The organism is Streptomyces sp. NPDC004658, from assembly GCF_040609555.1.
Taxonomy (GTDB): Bacteria; Actinomycetota; Actinomycetes; order Streptomycetales; family Streptomycetaceae; genus Streptomyces.
Genome location: NZ_JBEXKG010000171.1, coordinates 1 through 15317, shown reverse-complemented (window position 1 = coordinate 15317; position 15317 = coordinate 1). Strand labels below are relative to the sequence as shown.

Sequence of the window (15317 nt, the reverse complement as noted above, 5' to 3'; positions counted from 1 at the left end):
CCGAGGGGGTCGCCGGCGGCGTGCGGGTGGCGGTGGGCGCGGGCGGGGCGCTCCCGGGGGTGCCGTCCGCGCCCTGGCCGGTGCACGCGGTCAGTACGGCGCAGCAGGCGAGCACGGCGGGCAGGAGGTGACGGTGCGGCATGGTGTTTCTTCCTCGGCGCTCACGGGCGCCGTGGCGGGTGAGCGCGCCGGCCCGGGGCCGGCGCGGGAACGGGCGGCGGGTCGGGTCAGTGGCCGGAACGGACGGACCGGACCGCACGCAGGATCAGGTCGGTGACGGGTCCGGGATCGCTCACGGACACCGCGTGCGGGGCCCGGACGGCGACGGTGTGGGCGCCGGCGCGCTCGGCCATCCAGTGTTCCGCGGCCGGCGGGATGTTGCGGTCCTCGGTGGCCACGAGGTACCAGCTGGGGATCTTCTTCCACGCGGCGGCGGTGGCCGGTTCCTGGAGCGCGGCCAGGGTGATCGGACGCTGGCCCGCGGCCATGACCTGGGCGGTCGGGACGGGAACGCCGGCGGCGAACTGGTTGCGGAACAGGTCCTTCCTGATGACCAGTTCCTCGCCCTCGCCGCCGCCGGGCAGCGGGTAGTGCTGGGTGACGGTCGCCTGCCCCAGGGTGCTGCCGGGGAACTTGCCGGTGAGCTGGAGCGCGCTCTCGCCGATCTCGGGGACGAAGGCGGCGATGTAGACCAGCGCCTTCACACGCGGGAGGCCGGCCGCGGCCTGGCTGATGACGGCGCCGCCGTAGGAGTGCCCGACCAGGACGATCGGTCCGCTCACGCTCTCCAGGACACTGCGGATGTAGGCGGCGTCGCTCGCCAGTCCGCGCAGCGGCAGGGCGGGCACCAGCACGCGGTGGCCCTGCCGCAGCAGGCGCTGGACGACGGCGCGCCAGCTGGAGCCGTCGGCGAACGCTCCGTGGATCAGGACGATGGTGGGGTCGGCCGGACGGCCGTGGCCGGTGGCCGGTCGGCCGGCGGCTCCCGGCGCGGCGTGCGCGACTCCGGCGGTGCCCAGGGCGGCGGCGCCGGCCAGGAGGGAGGTGGTCACGGTACGGCGCGAGATCGGTGGGTTCATCGTTCGCTCTCTGTCAGGGATGGAGGGTGGATGCCGCGGGGCGACGGCCGGGGTCAGCGGGAGGTGGCCCGGACGGCGTCCTCGATGAGGCGCACGACGCGCTCGGGGTGGGCGAGCATGACCAGGTGGGAGGAGTCCACTTCGACGGTGGTCATGCCGGCCCGCCGGTAGCCGTACCGCTCGACGTCGGGGTTGATGGTGTGGTCGGCGGAGGCGACCAGGCCCCAGGACGGCTTGGTCTTCCAGGCCGCGGCCGGGGCCGCCTCGCTGAAGGCCAGCGCGGCCAGCGGACGCTGGGACACGGCGAGGACGGAGGCGAGGCGGGGGTCGACGTCGGCGGCGAAGATGGCCGGGAACCGGTCCGGCCGGACCGACACGTCGGTTCCGGGCTGGTCCGAGCCCTCGGCCGGGAACGGGGTGTAGACGAGGGCGTCGGCGAGGTCGGAGTCGGGGAAGCGGCCCTGGAGCTCGCCGAGGCTCTCCCCCTCCTCCAGGGCGTAACCGGCCAGGTAGACCAGCGCGCTGACGTTGTCCTCGGTCCCGGCGACCGTGATGACGGCGCCGCCGTAGGAGTGGCCCACCAGGACGACGGGGCCGGGGATCTGACGGACGATCCCGGCGACGTAGGCGGCGTCCCCGACGAGGCTGCGGTTGGGCACGGCCGGGGCGACGACGTCGAAGCCGCGGGCGATCAGCCGGGGGATGACCTCCGCGTAGCTGGAGGCGTCGGCGAAGGCTCCGTGGACGAGGACGACCGTCGGTCGGTCGGTACGGGACATGGGGAACTCCTGGTCGCTGAGGTGGGTGCTGGGACCGCGCCCGGCTGCCGGGCGGCCGGGTGGCCCGTGGGTGGGTGCCGGGGCCGCGAGACGTCCGGACCGGCCGGTGGTCCGGTTCACGTGCGGAGCGCGCCACCACGCCGTGGGCGAAACCGCCGGTACGTCCCAGACCCTAGGGCGGGCGTGGAAGGGCGGATTGACTGTGTGTGCACCATCTGTGGCCTGTGCGCGCTCACCGGCCGCCGGTCCCGCCGGGCGCGTCGTATCGTCGGAGCGCGGCATCCAGACAGTCGATCCGGGGGGTTGTGTGCTGCTGCTCGATCTCGCCACCGTGGCACCACGTGACCGGGTGGACGCGTTCCACCACGCGTTGACGGACTCGTCGGTGCCCAACGACGTGGTCCACGAGGAGCCCGGGTCCGGCATCCACGCCCGGATGCAGATGTGGCGGGTGGGCGATCTGCATCTGTTCGCCACCCGCAACTCCGGCTTCGAGGTGCGGCGCACGGAACGGCACGTCCGGCACCACCGGAGCAACCCGATCGTCTCCGTCTCGCTCCAGCCCGAGGGCGTGCACCGGGCCGAAGTCGCCGGCCGGCGGCGGCTGTTGGGCCCGGACGACATCTGCGTCTTCCACGAGTTGTCGCCTCGCGTGTACGGCTGGTCCGGCGACGGTGCGTCCCAGTCCATGATGTTCGACACGCGCCGGCTCGGCCTGCCGGTGGACGTGGTCGTGCGGGCGGCGGAGCGGCTGCGCGCCAGCCCGCTGTACGACCTGGTCCTCACCCATCTGCGCGGGGTGTGGCGCGACCCGGGCGGCCTGGAAGCCGACCCCGGCGCGCGGCACGTGGCGTCCGCGACCACCCAACTGGTCCGCGCGCTGCTCGTGTCGGCCGCGCACGCCGAGGAGTCCGCCGCGGCCCGGTCCGCCATGGACGACACCCTGCTCACCCGGATCCTGGCCTACGCGCGGCGCCACCTCGCGGATCGCGGTCTGACCCCGGAGCGGATCGCGGCGGAGCACGCCATCTCCGTACGCCGGCTGTACGTGCTGCTCGGCGAGGCCGGGCTCAGCCTGGAGCAGTGGCTCATCGCCGAACGCCTCGGCAGGGCACGCGAGATGCTGGCCTCCGCCCGGTACGACCGTCTCACCGTGGCGGCGATCGCCGCCCGCTGCGGGTTCGGCAGCCCCAGCCATTTCAGCCGGCGCTTCCAGGCGGCGTACGGGGTGGCGCCGAGCGAGTGGCGGCGGCTCCAGCGCGAGGAGGCGACGGGCGCGGCCGGGTGATCCCGACGCGCCAGGCGCATCGGCGGGCCCCTCGGCTGACGGGTCAGGCGGCGTGCAGCGCGGTGTGCAGGGTGTCCGTCACCTGGATGCGGGCCGCGCGGGACGCGTCCGTGCAGCGGAGGCGGTCGAAGAGCACGAAGCCGTGAATCGTCCCGTGGTAGCGCAGCGACACGACGGGGACGTCCGCCTCCCTCAGACGGGACGCGTAGGCCTCGCCCTCGTCGCGGAGCACGTCCGCCTCCGCGGTGACGACGAGCGTCGGCGGCAGGCCCCGCAGCGACCGGGTGGGGGCGCGCAGCGGGGAGACGGTGTCGTGCGTCCGGATCCGCGGGTCCGGTGCGTACTGCTCCCAGTAGTCCCGCATCGCCGCGCGGCTCAGGAAGTAGCCGTCGGCGAACTGGTCGTAGGAGGGGGTGTCCATCGCGGCGTCGGTGACCGGGCAGAGCAGCACCTGGTGCCGGAGGGCCGGGCCGCCGCGCCGCCGCGCCAGAAGGGCGAGCGAGGCGGCGTGCTGGGCGCCCGCGCTGGCACCGACGACGGCCATCCTGCTCCCGTCCAGCCGGCATCCCGAGCCGTGCCGGGCGATCCACCGGGCCACGGTGTACGCCCGCTCGACGGCGCCCGGATAGCGGACGTCGTCCGGCGCGTCGTACTCCGGGATGACCACGGCGGCGTCCGCGCCGAGGACGAGGTCCGTCACCAGGTCCCGGTGCGCGTAGGCGTCGGTCAGCATCCAGCCCAGTCCGTGCAGGTAGAGCACGACCGGCAGCGCCTCGTCGCTTCCGGCGGGGCGGAGGATGCGCACCCGGACGCGGTGGCCGTCGCTGCCCGGCAGGGCCAGCCACTCCTCCTCGACGTCCGGCTCGGCACCGCCGTCACCGGTCCACAGGGACGCCATCCGGGCCTTGGCGCCGGCCGCGTCCGGGTCCGAGGACGCGGGCAGTGCGTACGTCTCGACGAAGGCGCGTGCCAGCCGCTCCAGGACAGGCACGGCCCGGGGGCCGGGAACGTCGTCTTGCAAGAGAACTCCTGCGCGGGGGCCCGGCCGTTCGAAGGACCGGGCCGTCGGATAGGGTGCCGGCCCCTCCCCCGCGGCCGGGCAGGCAGGCGTGCGGCGCCGGAGGCGGCTCCACCCGACACGGCTATCCAGCCTAGGGCGCGGCGACCGGGATGCGGGCTGCACCGTGCCACGGATACTTGCCGCTGCGTGCACAGTTTCGGCCTCAGCCGTCCCCGCCCGCGGTGTCCTCGGACAGCCGGGTGCGGTCGCGCCACTCGCGGGGTGAGATGCCGAAGGCCGCGCGGAAACTCCTGCTGAAGTGTGTCGCGTTGGCGAAGCCCCACCGTTTGGCCACCGCCGCCACCGCGAGGTGCCGCGCCTCGGGCCGGGCCAGCTCGCGCCGTGCCTCCTCCAGGCGGCGGTGCTGGATCCACCGGCCGATCGTGCTGCCCCCGCCCTCGAAGAGTTTGTGCAGGTGGCGCACCGAGATGTGGTGGGCCGCGGCGATCGTGGCGGGGGTCAGGGTGCGGTCCCACAGCCGCGCGTCGACGTGGGCGCGCACGCGCCGCAGGAGTTCCTGGTGCTCCCGTCGCGCCGCGGACGCGGGTCCGGCGCCCGCCGGGCCCCGCGCCTCGCCGTCGTCCACGGTCTCCTCCGTGCGCTCCGTCGTCTCCGCCCCCTCCGCCCCCTCCGCCGCCAGCGAGCCGACGAACCCGGTGACCGTCGTCGCCAGACGGAGGGCCGTCGCCGGCGGGTAGGCGGGCAGGGTGTCGAGGAACGTCCGCAGCAGGGGGCCGAGCAGAGGGGCCACGGGCCCGTCGGAGAAGGGCGGGCGGGCAGTGAGCGCCCGCACCTGGCGGTCGGACAGCGTGAGGGCGTGCCGCGGGATCCGGACGAGGTGCAGTTCGAAGTCCACCGGCTCGTGCAGCAGGAAGGGCACGGCGGAGTCGCAGACGAAGATGTCGTCGGGACGGCAGGGCGCGGTGCCCTCTCCCCGGACCAGGGTCGCCCTGCCGAAGGAGTGGACGCCCAGCGTCAGATGGGGCTCGGCGGTGTCGTCGGCGGAGCGGACGAAGGAGCGTGCGGCTCCCCGGTAGGTGCTGACCTGGAGGACGCCGAGCGTGCGGACCCGTGCCGGTGCGGTGAAGCGGGCGGCGGCGCGGACGTGGGCGGGCAGGAAGGCGCACATCGGCGCGGGGGCCGGGGCGCTCGCCAGGGTCAGGTACGGGGGGCGGTCGGTGGTGCTGTCGGTTCCGGTGGGCGGGGGCGTCGCGTTCATGGGGTCCCCTGGTCGAAGCGGTGGTCCGGGACCGGAACGGTCCGGTGCGGACGTCCGGCGAGGAGCCCACGCACGTCAGCCTGGGGCGGCTCGGCAGCGCCGAGGAGGCCGTCCGGCGTTCCGTGCGGACAGGGGCACGAACCGTGCACGGTGGGGCATCGCCACATGCGCCGCGCATCAGGCGCGCCCGCCGCCCGCGCCCCGGGGCCAGGGCCCCGGTCCTCCCCGGCCCTTTCCCGGGTCATCTCCGTACGAGATGACTGACATCCCGAACGATCGCGCCGGGTGAGGAAGCCGGTCGGCGGCCGGGCCGTTGTGCTGGATGACGAAAGAAGGTGCACATGTCCACACCACCCACTTCACGTGGTCTCCGCGGCAGGACCGGCTCCGCACAGGCGGCGCACGGCGTGCCCGGCGGCCTGGTCGCGCTGCTGGCCGTCGCGTCCGGGATGACCGTCGCCAACCTCTACTACGCGCAGCCGCTGCTGGCGTCGTTGAGCGACGCGTTCGGGATCGGCACGGCCACCGCCGGCACCCTGATCACGCTGACCCAGATCGGCTACGTCCTCGGCATGGTCTTCCTGGTGCCGCTCGGCGACCGGCTGGAGAAGCGCAATCTGATCTCCGTCCTGCTGATCGTCACCACGGCCGCTCTCGTGGTGGCGGGACTGGCCCCGGACTTCCCCGTGCTGCTGATCGCCGCGCTGATCAGCGGTGCCACGTCGGTGGTGGCCCAGATCCTGGTGCCCTTCGCCGCGAGCCTCGCCCCGGACCATGCCAGGGGCCGGGTCGTCGGCCGGGTCATGAGCGGTCTCCTCACCGGCATCCTGCTCTCCCGGACCCTCAGCAGCCTGGTCTCCGACGTGGCCGGCTGGCGGGTGGTCTTCCTCGGCTCCGCCGCCCTGATGGCCGTCCTCGCGGTGGCGCTGCGCGCCGCTCTCCCCGACCACGCGCCCACCACCTCGGTCCCGTACCACCACGTGCTGCGTTCCACGGTCCGACTGGTGCGCACGCATCCCGCGCTGCTGCGCCGCGGGCTGTACCAGGCGGCGATGTTCGGTGCGTTCAGCGCGTTCTGGACCACGGTCTCCTTCGTCCTGACCGGTCCCCGCTTCCACTACTCGCCGGTCGGCGTCGGCATATTCGCCCTCGTGGGCGCGGCGGGCGCGGCGGTGGCCCCGTTCGCCGGCCACTGGGCCGACCGGGGGCTCACGCGTCCCATGACCGGTGCCGCGTTCGTGGTCGCGGTCCTGGCCTTCCTGCTCGCGGGGCTGGGCGGACACAGCATCGTGCTGACAGCCCTGGCCGCGATCCTGATCGACATGGCCGTGCAGGCGACGCTCATCCTCGGGCAGCACACCATCTACGCGCTCGACCCGGGCGCCCGGGCCCGTCTGAACAGCGCCTTCATCGCCATGTTCTTCGTCGGCGGCGCGGCCGGCTCCCAGCTCGGGTCGACGGTCTACCACGCCGGAGGCTGGACCGCCCTGACCGTCCTGGGCGCCGCGCTCCCGCTGGCCGCGCTGGTCTACTGGGCCTTCGAACGGCCCCGGGCGACGCGGCGCACCCCGGCCGCGGAAACCCTCGACTGACCGCACCGGGGCCGCACGGCACACCGCTCACCACGCGCCCGACGGACCGTCCCACCCCGGCCACCCCCCTACGATGCGGCACGGGCCCCGCCCCCGGCGACCAGCCCCGCACGACCCGGACCCGCCCGAAGGAGCACACGATGGATCTGCGGCAGATGGAGGTCGTCGTCGCGGTGGCCGACGCGGGCGGCTTCACGGCGGCGGCACGACGGCTGCACGTGGTCCAGTCGGCGGTGTCGGGCACGGTCCGCGCGCTCGAACGCGAGCTGGGCACGCCCCTGTTCGACCGCACCACGCACCGTGTCGCGCTGACGCCGGCGGGCGAGGCGTTCGTGCCGGCGGCGCGCGCCGCCCTGCGGGCCGCGGAAGCCGCCCGGGAGGCGGTCGACGCGGTACGGGGGCAGCTGCGCGGCCGGATCACGGTGGGCACGATGCAGGGGGTGTGGGCCGGCCTCCACCACGCCCTGGCCGCGCTGCGGGCGGAGCACCCGGGCCTCGGCGTGCAGCTGCGGCAGGCGGCGGTCGCCGACATCCGTCAGGCACTGCGCGAGGGCACGGTGGACCTGGCCGTGGTGGCGCTGGACCGCCAGCAGCAGCGCGGGCTGACCACCCGGCTGCTCTCCGAGGAGAAGATGGTGCTGGTCGCGTCGCCGCGCCGGGTCGTGGGGGCCACGGCGTCCCAGGGCGAGGTGGAACCGGCCGACGCCGCCCGGCTGCCGCTGGTGGACTTCAGCCCGGGCTGGGCGATCCGCCACTCGGTGGACCGGGCCTTCCGGGCCGCCGGCGTCGAGCGCACCACGACCTTCGAGGTGAACGACATCGTGGCGGCGGCCGAGCTGGTCCGCAACGACCTGGGGGTCTGCATCCTGCCCGGGTCGATCGCGGACCGCTTCCCCGACCTGGCCCGGTACGGTTTCCGGCACCACGCGCCCCACTGGAAGATCATGCTGGTGCGCCCCCCGGGTGAGGCGTCACCCGCGGTCGCCGCGCTGTGGAGGCACTTCGCCTGACCATTTCTGCCTGCGTTCTTCCTGGTGGTCCGCGGTGCCCGCTGCTTGGCTTGCGGGGGGACAGAACCAGTGCGGCGCCCCGGTGCCACGTATGCCAAGGGAGAGCCAGTTGAGCCTGGTGCTGACGACCGACACGGTGCCGGATCAGGAGAAGGCCGCCTACTGGGGCGAGGCGGTGAGCAGGGCACTGGTCCCGGTCGTCGTGGCCCCCCGCGACGGCCGGCGGTTCGACGGCAGGATCGCCACCGACTCCCTGGGGTACCTGCGGGTGTCACGCATGGAGGCCGACGCCGGGCGGGTCAGCCGTACGCCGGCCCTGATCGGGCGGTCACCGGAGGCTCTCGTGGCGGTCGGTCTCCAGGTGTCGGGAACGGCCACCTTCATCCAGGACGGCCGGCGGGCCGAGATGAGCAGGGGCGACCTGGTGCTCTACGACACCACGCGGCCGTTCTCGTTCACCTATCCGGAGCGGTTCGCCACCCATGTCTTCCAGCTGCCGCGCCATGTGCTGGGCGTCGCGGACGGTGACATCAGGCGGGTCACGGGTACCGCCATCGACACGGCACACGGCCTGGGCTCGGTCCTGCGGCCCTTCCTCGTCACGCTGGCGGACGCGGCCCCCTCCTACCCGGCGGCCGTCGGACACCGGCTGGCCGGCCACGTCGTCGACCTGTTCGCCACCCTGATCACCGATCAGGCCCGGCGGGACCCGGACGACGGCCGGGACCATCTCGTGGTGAGCATCCGCGCCCACATCGACCGCGAGCTCGGCGACCCCTCCCTCTCGCCGGAGTCCATCGCCCGGGCCCACCACATCTCCGTGCGCTATCTGCACCGGCTCTTCGAGGGCGAGGGCATCACCGTCAGCCGTCTCATCCAGCAGCGGCGGCTGGAGGCGTGCGGGCGTGAACTCGCCCGTCGCGCGCGGGTGACGCCGACCGTCTCGGCGGTGGCCCGGCGCTGGGGGTTCGTCAACCCCGCCCACTTCAGCCGGGCGTTCCGCGCCGCGTACGGGCTCTCCCCCCGGGAGTGGCGCACGCTGCACCTGAGGGGGGACGAGGGCGAGCAGCCGGCGGGTCCGCTCCTCACCTGACGCCCACGCCGCGGACCGGTGGTGTCAGTCGCCGTCCAGGCGGGCGAGCCGGGAACGGGCCTTGGCGACCCGTCGCGGGTCCGCCTCGCTGCCGAGGGCGACGCACCGCGTGAACGCCTCCCGGGCCTCGGCGGGACGGCCGGCTTCGAGGAGTACGTCACCGAGCGAGAGGAGGTAGCGGCTCTCCAGGGCGATGTTGCCGTCCGTCCGGGACAGCTCGACCGAGCTCCGCAGGTACTCCACCGCCTCCTGCCAGCGGCCCATGCGAGCGTAGGAACCCCCGAGGCCCGCGAGCGCGTTGGCCCGTGTGAAGGCGGCGATGTGCGGTTCGACGCGGTCACCGGCCTGGTCCAGTCGGGTCAGCACCTGCCGGTAGACCTCGACCGCCTCCTCGTTCCGCCCGGTGGCCCTCAGCCCCAGGGCGCGTGAGATCAGGGCCTGGAGCATGCCGTGCAGGTCGCCGGCGGCCTCGAACAGCGCGACGGCGCGGGTGCTGTGCCCGGCGGCCGGACCCTCCTCGTGCAGCACGTGGTGGGCCCAGGCGGCGTACGCGTGGGCCCACGCCTGCTGCCTGGCGTCGCCGGCCCGCCGGGCGGCGTCGAGCGCGCGGGCGGAGTACGGAAGGCTGTCCCGGGGCATGCCCTCGCAGATCATCAGGGACCATGCGTAGTAGTTGAGATGAGTCGCTTCGAGCAGAGGGTCGCCGAGCGCCTCGGCGGAGCGGGCGGCGGTGCCGAAGACCTCGGGCCAGTGGCCCCAGAACATCCACTGGTCGGAGAACCAGTGCAGGGACTCGGCCACCTCGACGACGGTGGCGTGGTCGCCGTCGGCCGCGGCGGCGTGCAGGGCCGCCAGCCAGTTGACGGACTCGGCCTGGAGCCACTCGCGGGCCTTGTCGGCGCTGGAGAGGTCCACCGTGCCGCACCAGGAGGGGGGCGGGGCTCCGTGGCCGGGCTCGTACCACCGGCCGGCCACGACGGCGGTCTCCAGCAGCCAGCGGAACATCGACCGCCGGGCCCGTTCGATGTCGGCCTCGCTGTCCTCCGCGGTGAGGCGGCAGCGGCCGTACAGGCACAGCAGGTCGTGGAGCCGGTAGCGGTCCTCGGCGCTGCCGAGCAGGCCGGCCTCGACCAGTTCCTCCAGGGTGTCCTCGGTGTCGTGGACGTCCTGGCCGGTGAGCCGGGCGGCGCAGGCGGCGCCGACGTCCGGGCCGGGGACCAGGGACAGGCGCCGGAACAGGCGGGCGGCCGCGGGCGTGAGCTGCCGGTAGGACAGGTCGAAGGCGGTCGTGACGCGTACGTCGCCCGCGGAGAGCGCGTCCAGCCGCCGTTCCTCGCTCGCCAGCCGGTCCGCGAGCCGGCGCACGGTCCACCCCGTCCGTGTCGCCAGCCAGTTGCCGGCGATCCTGAGGGCCAGCGGCAGGTGCTCGCAGAGCCGGGCGACCTCCGCGAGGGCCTCGGGTTCGGCCGATGCACGCGCCTCGCCGACGAGGGAGGTCAGGAAGGCGGCCGACTCCTCGGGTTCGAGCCGGCCGAGGGGCAGCCGGTGCACGTCGTCCAGTCCGGTGAGCAGGCGGCGGCTGGTCACCAGGACGAGCGTGCCGCCCGAGCCCGGCAGCAGCGGGCGTACCTGCGCCTCGTCGCGGGCGTCGTCGAGCACCAGCAGGCAGCGGCGGTCGGCGAGGACCTGCCGGTAGAGGGCGGGATGGGTCTGCGGTCCCGTCTTGGCCAGGTCGCGGTCGGGCACGCCGAAGGCCTTGAGCACCCGCACCATCAGCTCGGAGGGGGCGGGTGTGCTGCCGTCGGTCCCCCTGAGGTCGACCATGAGCTGGCCGTCCGGGAAGCGGTCCGCGAGCCGGCGGGCGGCGCGCAGCGCGAGGGTGGTCTTTCCGGTGCCGGGCGGTCCGTGGATGACGACCACGGCGGGCTGCTGGTCCGGGACACCGCCGCCGTTGCCGGGGGCGCCCTCCGCGCGGGCTCGTTCGGCCAGTGCCTCCAGGCCGGCCAGCTCGTCCGCGCGGCCGACGAAGTCGTCGATGCCGCGCGGGAAGGAGCGCACGCCGACGGGGCTGTATCCGGGGGTGCGTCCGGCGCGGGCGGCGGCGAGCAGCCGTTCCCGGTCGGTGTCGTCCAGGGCGAGGCCGTCCGCGAGCGCGGCCACCGTCCGGCGCTGCGGTGCGGCCCGCCGTCCGCGCTCCAGATCGCCGATGCCCCGCTCGCTGACCCCGGAGGCCTCCGCGAGGGCCTCGATGGTCAGCGACTTCGCCCGTCGCATCGAGCGCAGCAACGACCCGAATGCGACCTCCTCTGCGGACATTTCCGCCCTTTCCCCCGACTACGCTTGAATATTGTAATACCGTCCCCTCGGCCGTCGGCGTGCCCGACCACGTCGCCGATCAGGAAGAGCCGGCCGGGGCCGCCCGGTGTACGTCACGACACGTGACACGGCGTACACGCCTGGTTCCCGCGGCCCGCGGCAGGTGATAGACACAGCGGGATCACAGTTCCTGTCCGCCAACAGGAAGGTCTGCCGCATGTCTGCAACACGCCGTCAGGTCCTGGGCCGAGCGAGCGCCCTGGGAGCGGGCATCGCCTTCACCGGGGCCCTGTCCGAGCTCTTCGCGGGCACCGCCGCCGCGCAGAACCTGGGCCACACCGGCTACGGCCCGCTCGTGTCCGATCCCCACGGCCTCCTCGACCTGCCGAAAGGTTTCCGCTACACCGTGCTCTCCCGCGAGGGCGACCAGCTCCGGTCCGGCGAGGGCAGGGTCCCCTCGAACCACGACGGCATGGCCGCCTTCGCCGGCCGGGAGGGCCGCACCCACCTCGTCCGCAACCACGAGAACCGCGTCACCGCGCCGATCCCGGTCCCAACCGTCAGCGGCCTCACCTACGACCCGGCCGGCAAGGGCGGCTGTACGGCGCTCACCCTCGACGCGCGCCAGCGCGTGCTGTCCGAGCGGGTCGCCATCGCCGGTACGGCCGTCAACTGCGCGGGCGGTCGCACCCCTTGGGGCACCTGGCTGACCTGTGAGGAGACCGAGGACAAGGCGGGCACCAACGGCTACACGAAGGACCACGGCTTCGTCTTCGAGGTCCACCCCACCGACCCGCACCGCACCGGCGCGGTCCCGCTGACCGCGATGGGCCGCTTCCAGCACGAGGCGGTCGCGATCGACCCGCGGTCCGGGATCGTCTACGAGACCGAGGACGCGTTCCTCAAGCCGTTCGGACTCTTCTACCGCTTCCTGCCGGAGAAGCCGCTCGGCGGGGTCGGTTCCCTGCGCGCGGGCGGCCGGCTCCAGGCGATGCGGGTGCCCGGCGTGCCGGATCTCTCCCCGGTCCACGAGCCGGGAACGCGCTTCGACGGCATCGAGTGGGTGGACGTACCCGACCCGCTGGCCGTCTCCACCCCCACCCGGTTGCAGGACTACGGCCCCCGCGGCATCACCCACGCGCAGAAGCTGGAGGGCTGCTACTGGGGCGGCAGCTGTGTGTACTTCGTCTCGTCCTTCGCCCGCAGCGCGGACGGCTCCGCGGCGGACCACTACGGCCAGATCTGGCGCTACGACCCGAGCCGCCGCCGGCTGACCCTCGTCGTGGTGTTCGGCCCGGACACCGATGTGCAGCTGCCCGGCGAGTCCCCGGACAACATCTGCCTCGCCCCCGACGGCGGCCTGATGGTGTGCGAGGACGGCAACGGCGCCCAGCACGTCTTCGGCGTGACCCGCAAGGGCGAGGTGTACCCGATGGCCCGGGGCCGTCAGGCCATCACGCCCGCCACCGCGGCGGGTACGGCACAGGAGCCGGAGTGGGGCGAGTTCGCGGGGGTCACCTTCTCCGCCGACGGCGAGACGATGTACGTCAACTGCTACACGCCCGGCACCACGTTCGCGGTCACCGGTCCATGGCGGGGCTAGCCGCCCGTGCTCGTTGACGCCGGGCTCCGACGTTGACGCCGGGCTCCGACGTGCCGTGGGGCGGGCCTGTCCGGAGGCCCGCCCCACGGCCGCCGTGTCTCCGGGGTCGACCGGCTCACGTGCCCGTAGCCGCGTGCTGCTTCCGCGGCGTCAGCCGGCGCACCGTCTCCCCCACGGGGAACAGGGCGGATCTGGTCGACGTTCGGTCGGAGGAGATCGCAGGAGGAACCGGCACCCATGGCAGCCACACCCGCCCCACCGCCCGTCACGCCGCCGAAGCTCGTGGCGACGGACCTGGACGGCACACTCTTCCGAAGCGACGGCACGCTGTCACCGCGCACACGGACGGCGCTCGCGTCGGCCGAGGGGGCCGGGATACGCGTCGTCCTCGTCACGGGCCGTCCGCCACGGAGCGTGCCGGACCTGCTGGAACGCGTCGGACCCCATGCCGTCATCGCGGCCAACGGCGCCGCGGTCCACTCACCGGACGGCACCGTCGCCCATGCCTTCCCCCTCACCGCACCCGAGGCCTCCCGGCTCGTGGAACACGTGCGCGCCGCGGTCCCGGGCGTCTCGTTCGCGGTCGAGTTCGACGGCGCCTTCGGTCACGAACCGACGTACCCCGCCTGGTCGTTCGGCGACCAGGCCGTCGAACTGATCGGCGCCGCCGAGGAGGTCCTCGCCCTCGCCTCCGGCAGACCCCCGCTGAAGATCCTGGCCCACCATCCGGCGCTCCCGCTCGACGCCTTCTACGAACGGGCACGCCGTGCCGCCGGCCCGGACGCCGAGACCACCCACTCGACCGGGCTGTCGCTGGTGGAGTTCAGCGCGCCCGGCGTCACGAAGGCCACGACCCTCGTCAGCTGGAGCGGCCGGCTCGGTATCGGCGCCCACGAGATCGCCGCCTTCGGTGACATGCCCAACGACCTGCCCATGCTCGGCGCGGTGGGGCACTCCTACGCCATGGCCAACGCCCACCCGGACGTCCTGGCGGCCGCGGATCACCGTGCGCCCTCCAACGACGAGGACGGTGTGGCTCAGGTGCTGGAGGCGTTCGTCGACGCGCTCACCCGCCGATCGCCTCTGACCGCCTGACTCTCGGGCCGCCGGTCAGGACCCGCCCAGGGCCCGGCAGTCAAGCCGCCGGGGGGTCCAGGGCCGGGCCCTGGACCCCCCGGGCGGAGCCCACGGGACGGCTCTCCCCGGTCGCGCGCTCACCCCGCGTCCGGGAACTCGCCCGACCACGCGGCGGCCATGCGCAGCAGGGGCTCGGCCTCGTCCTGCCGCCCCTGGCGCTCCAGGGTGCGACCCAGCATGAGGTGGGCGTAGTGCTCCACCGGGTCGCGCTCGATGATCGCGCGCAGCTGTTCCTCGGCACGCCGCAGCTGAGCGGAGTGGTAGTAGGCACGGGCCAGGAGCAGCCGGGGGCCGGTCTGTTCCGGAGCCTCCTCCACGACGAGGGCGAGCAGCCGCGCGGCCCCGGTGTAGTCCTTGGCCTCGAAGAGCAGCTGCGCGCGCTCCCAGCGCTCGGTCGTGGTCTCCTCGCGCGGCGCGCCGGCGCCGTTGTCGAACAGGTGCAGGGCGCTCGCCCACCGGTCGGGCGCCACTCCGTCGCCCGCGGTGTACCCGGTGAAGTTTTCGGTCATGGTTCCTCGTTCTCCTCTGCCGTGGGGCTGTCGTGCGCCTGGGCCTCAGGCCGCCGGTCCGGTGGTGCGCGCGCGTCCGGCGTCGCGGGCCGCGCGCAGGGACGCGTGGGTGGGCGCGTCGGGCACGCCGGCCGGCCGGTTCTCCCCGAACTCCTTCCGCAGGACCGGGACGACGTCCGCACCGAGCATCTCGATCTGCTCCAGCGCGGTCTTCAGCGGTATGCCACCGCCGTCCACCATGAACAGCTGGCGCTGGTAGTCGCCGAAGTGCTCACGGAAGGTGAGCGTCTTCTCGACGACCTGCTCGGGCGTGCCGACGGTCAGCGGGGTCTGCTCCATGTACTCCTCCATCGGCATCCCGCCTCCCATCACCGGGGAGTGGTCGAAGAACGGGCGGAACTCCCGGACGGCGTCCTGGGAGGTGTGCCGCATGTAGACGTGGCCGCCGAGCCCGACGATGGCCTGCTCGGGGGTGCCGTGACCGTAGTGCGCGTACCGCTGCCGGTACAGGTCGATCAGCTTCCTGGTGTGCTCCTTGGGCCAGAAGATGTTGTTGTGGAAGAAGCCGTCGCCGTAGTACGCGGCCTGCTCGGCTATCTCCGGCGAGCGGATCGAGCCGTGCCACACGAACG

Annotated in this window: 13 protein-coding genes; 6 read left to right on the top strand and 7 right to left on the bottom strand. The window is 74.1% G+C overall.

The annotated features are described in order from the left end of the window. Positions 1 to 227: 227 nt before the first annotated feature. The gene (locus ABZV94_RS34960; RefSeq protein ID WP_356347783.1) at positions 228 to 1079 is read right to left on the bottom strand and encodes an alpha/beta hydrolase; all 852 of its coding nucleotides are present in this window, start codon (positions 1077 to 1079) and stop codon (positions 228 to 230) included. 53 nt (positions 1080 to 1132) lie between these two features. Beyond that, positions 1133 to 1858 carry an alpha/beta hydrolase family protein gene (locus tag ABZV94_RS34955; RefSeq protein WP_356347780.1) on the bottom strand — a complete coding sequence of 242 codons (726 nt, stop codon included), beginning with the start codon at positions 1856 to 1858 and terminating at the stop codon, positions 1133 to 1135. A 307-nt stretch (positions 1859 to 2165) separates the two neighbouring features. Between ABZV94_RS34955 and ABZV94_RS34950 the strand changes: the two genes are divergently transcribed. Beyond that, positions 2166 to 3146, top strand: a complete 981-nt coding sequence (locus ABZV94_RS34950; protein ID WP_356347778.1) for an AraC family transcriptional regulator — start codon at positions 2166 to 2168, stop codon at positions 3144 to 3146. Between the two features lie 43 nt (positions 3147 to 3189). On the opposite strand, the gene ABZV94_RS34945 is transcribed toward ABZV94_RS34950, so the two are convergent. Together ABZV94_RS34945 and ABZV94_RS34940 are read right to left on the bottom strand one after the other, a co-directional pair. Continuing rightward, the gene (locus ABZV94_RS34945) at positions 3190 to 4167 is read right to left on the bottom strand and encodes an alpha/beta hydrolase (protein ID WP_356347775.1); all 978 of its coding nucleotides are present in this window, start codon (positions 4165 to 4167) and stop codon (positions 3190 to 3192) included. A 202-nt stretch (positions 4168 to 4369) separates the two neighbouring features. Beyond that, complete coding sequence (locus ABZV94_RS34940) at positions 4370 to 5425, bottom strand: helix-turn-helix domain-containing protein (protein WP_356347773.1); 1056 nt, start codon at positions 5423 to 5425, stop codon at positions 4370 to 4372. A gap of 341 nt (positions 5426 to 5766) precedes the next feature. Here ABZV94_RS34940 and ABZV94_RS34935 point away from each other — a divergent pair, with 341 nt between their 5' ends. The 3 genes from ABZV94_RS34935 to ABZV94_RS34925 all read left to right on the top strand — a co-directional run bounded on the left by ABZV94_RS34935 (position 5767) and on the right by ABZV94_RS34925 (position 9120). Then, positions 5767 to 7017, top strand: a complete 1251-nt coding sequence (locus tag ABZV94_RS34935; protein ID WP_356347770.1) for an MFS transporter — start codon at positions 5767 to 5769, stop codon at positions 7015 to 7017. A 140-nt stretch (positions 7018 to 7157) separates the two neighbouring features. After that, a complete protein-coding gene (locus tag ABZV94_RS34930; protein WP_356347768.1) occupies positions 7158 to 8027 on the top strand; it encodes a LysR family transcriptional regulator in 870 nt (289 codons plus the stop codon). A 118-nt stretch (positions 8028 to 8145) separates the two neighbouring features. Beyond that, positions 8146 to 9120 (top strand): helix-turn-helix domain-containing protein, encoded by a 975-nt coding sequence (locus tag ABZV94_RS34925; protein WP_356347785.1) that lies wholly within the window; start codon positions 8146 to 8148, stop codon positions 9118 to 9120. 24 nt (positions 9121 to 9144) lie between these two features. On the opposite strand, the gene ABZV94_RS34920 is transcribed toward ABZV94_RS34925, so the two are convergent. Then, the gene (locus ABZV94_RS34920) at positions 9145 to 11436 is read right to left on the bottom strand and encodes a tetratricopeptide repeat protein (RefSeq protein ID WP_356347765.1); all 2292 of its coding nucleotides are present in this window, start codon (positions 11434 to 11436) and stop codon (positions 9145 to 9147) included. A gap of 217 nt (positions 11437 to 11653) precedes the next feature. Between ABZV94_RS34920 and ABZV94_RS34915 the strand changes: the two genes are divergently transcribed. Together ABZV94_RS34915 and ABZV94_RS34910 are read left to right on the top strand one after the other, a co-directional pair. Then, the gene (locus ABZV94_RS34915) at positions 11654 to 13039 is read left to right on the top strand and encodes an alkaline phosphatase PhoX (RefSeq protein WP_356347763.1); all 1386 of its coding nucleotides are present in this window, start codon (positions 11654 to 11656) and stop codon (positions 13037 to 13039) included. Positions 13040 to 13276: 237 nt separating this feature from the next. Next, entirely contained in the window at positions 13277 to 14134 is an 858-nt protein-coding gene (locus ABZV94_RS34910) for an HAD family hydrolase (RefSeq protein WP_356347761.1), read from the top strand. 119 nt (positions 14135 to 14253) lie between these two features. Here the strand turns inward: ABZV94_RS34910 and ABZV94_RS34905 are convergent, their stop codons facing one another. Then, entirely contained in the window at positions 14254 to 14685 is a 432-nt protein-coding gene (locus tag ABZV94_RS34905; RefSeq protein WP_356347759.1) for a tetratricopeptide repeat protein, read from the bottom strand. Positions 14686 to 14730: 45 nt separating this feature from the next. Beyond that, positions 14731 to 15317: LLM class flavin-dependent oxidoreductase (locus ABZV94_RS34900; protein ID WP_356347757.1), on the bottom strand; the 587-nt coding region annotated here is incomplete at its 5' end.

Coding starts and splice junctions, on each gene's coding strand:
- ABZV94_RS34935 (WP_356347770.1), top strand. CDS start 5,767: ATGTCCACACCACCCACTTCACGTGGTCTCCGCGGCAGGACCGGCTCC.
- ABZV94_RS34905 (WP_356347759.1), bottom strand. CDS start 14,685: ATGACCGAAAACTTCACCGGGTACACCGCGGGCGACGGAGTGGCGCCC.
- ABZV94_RS34955 (WP_356347780.1), bottom strand. CDS start 1,858: ATGTCCCGTACCGACCGACCGACGGTCGTCCTCGTCCACGGAGCCTTC.
- ABZV94_RS34920 (WP_356347765.1), bottom strand. CDS start 11,436: ATGTCCGCAGAGGAGGTCGCATTCGGGTCGTTGCTGCGCTCGATGCGA.
- ABZV94_RS34915 (WP_356347763.1), top strand. CDS start 11,654: ATGTCTGCAACACGCCGTCAGGTCCTGGGCCGAGCGAGCGCCCTGGGA.
- ABZV94_RS34930 (WP_356347768.1), top strand. CDS start 7,158: ATGGATCTGCGGCAGATGGAGGTCGTCGTCGCGGTGGCCGACGCGGGC.
- ABZV94_RS34960 (WP_356347783.1), bottom strand. CDS start 1,079: ATGAACCCACCGATCTCGCGCCGTACCGTGACCACCTCCCTCCTGGCC.
- ABZV94_RS34940 (WP_356347773.1), bottom strand. CDS start 5,425: ATGAACGCGACGCCCCCGCCCACCGGAACCGACAGCACCACCGACCGC.
- ABZV94_RS34910 (WP_356347761.1), top strand. CDS start 13,277: ATGGCAGCCACACCCGCCCCACCGCCCGTCACGCCGCCGAAGCTCGTG.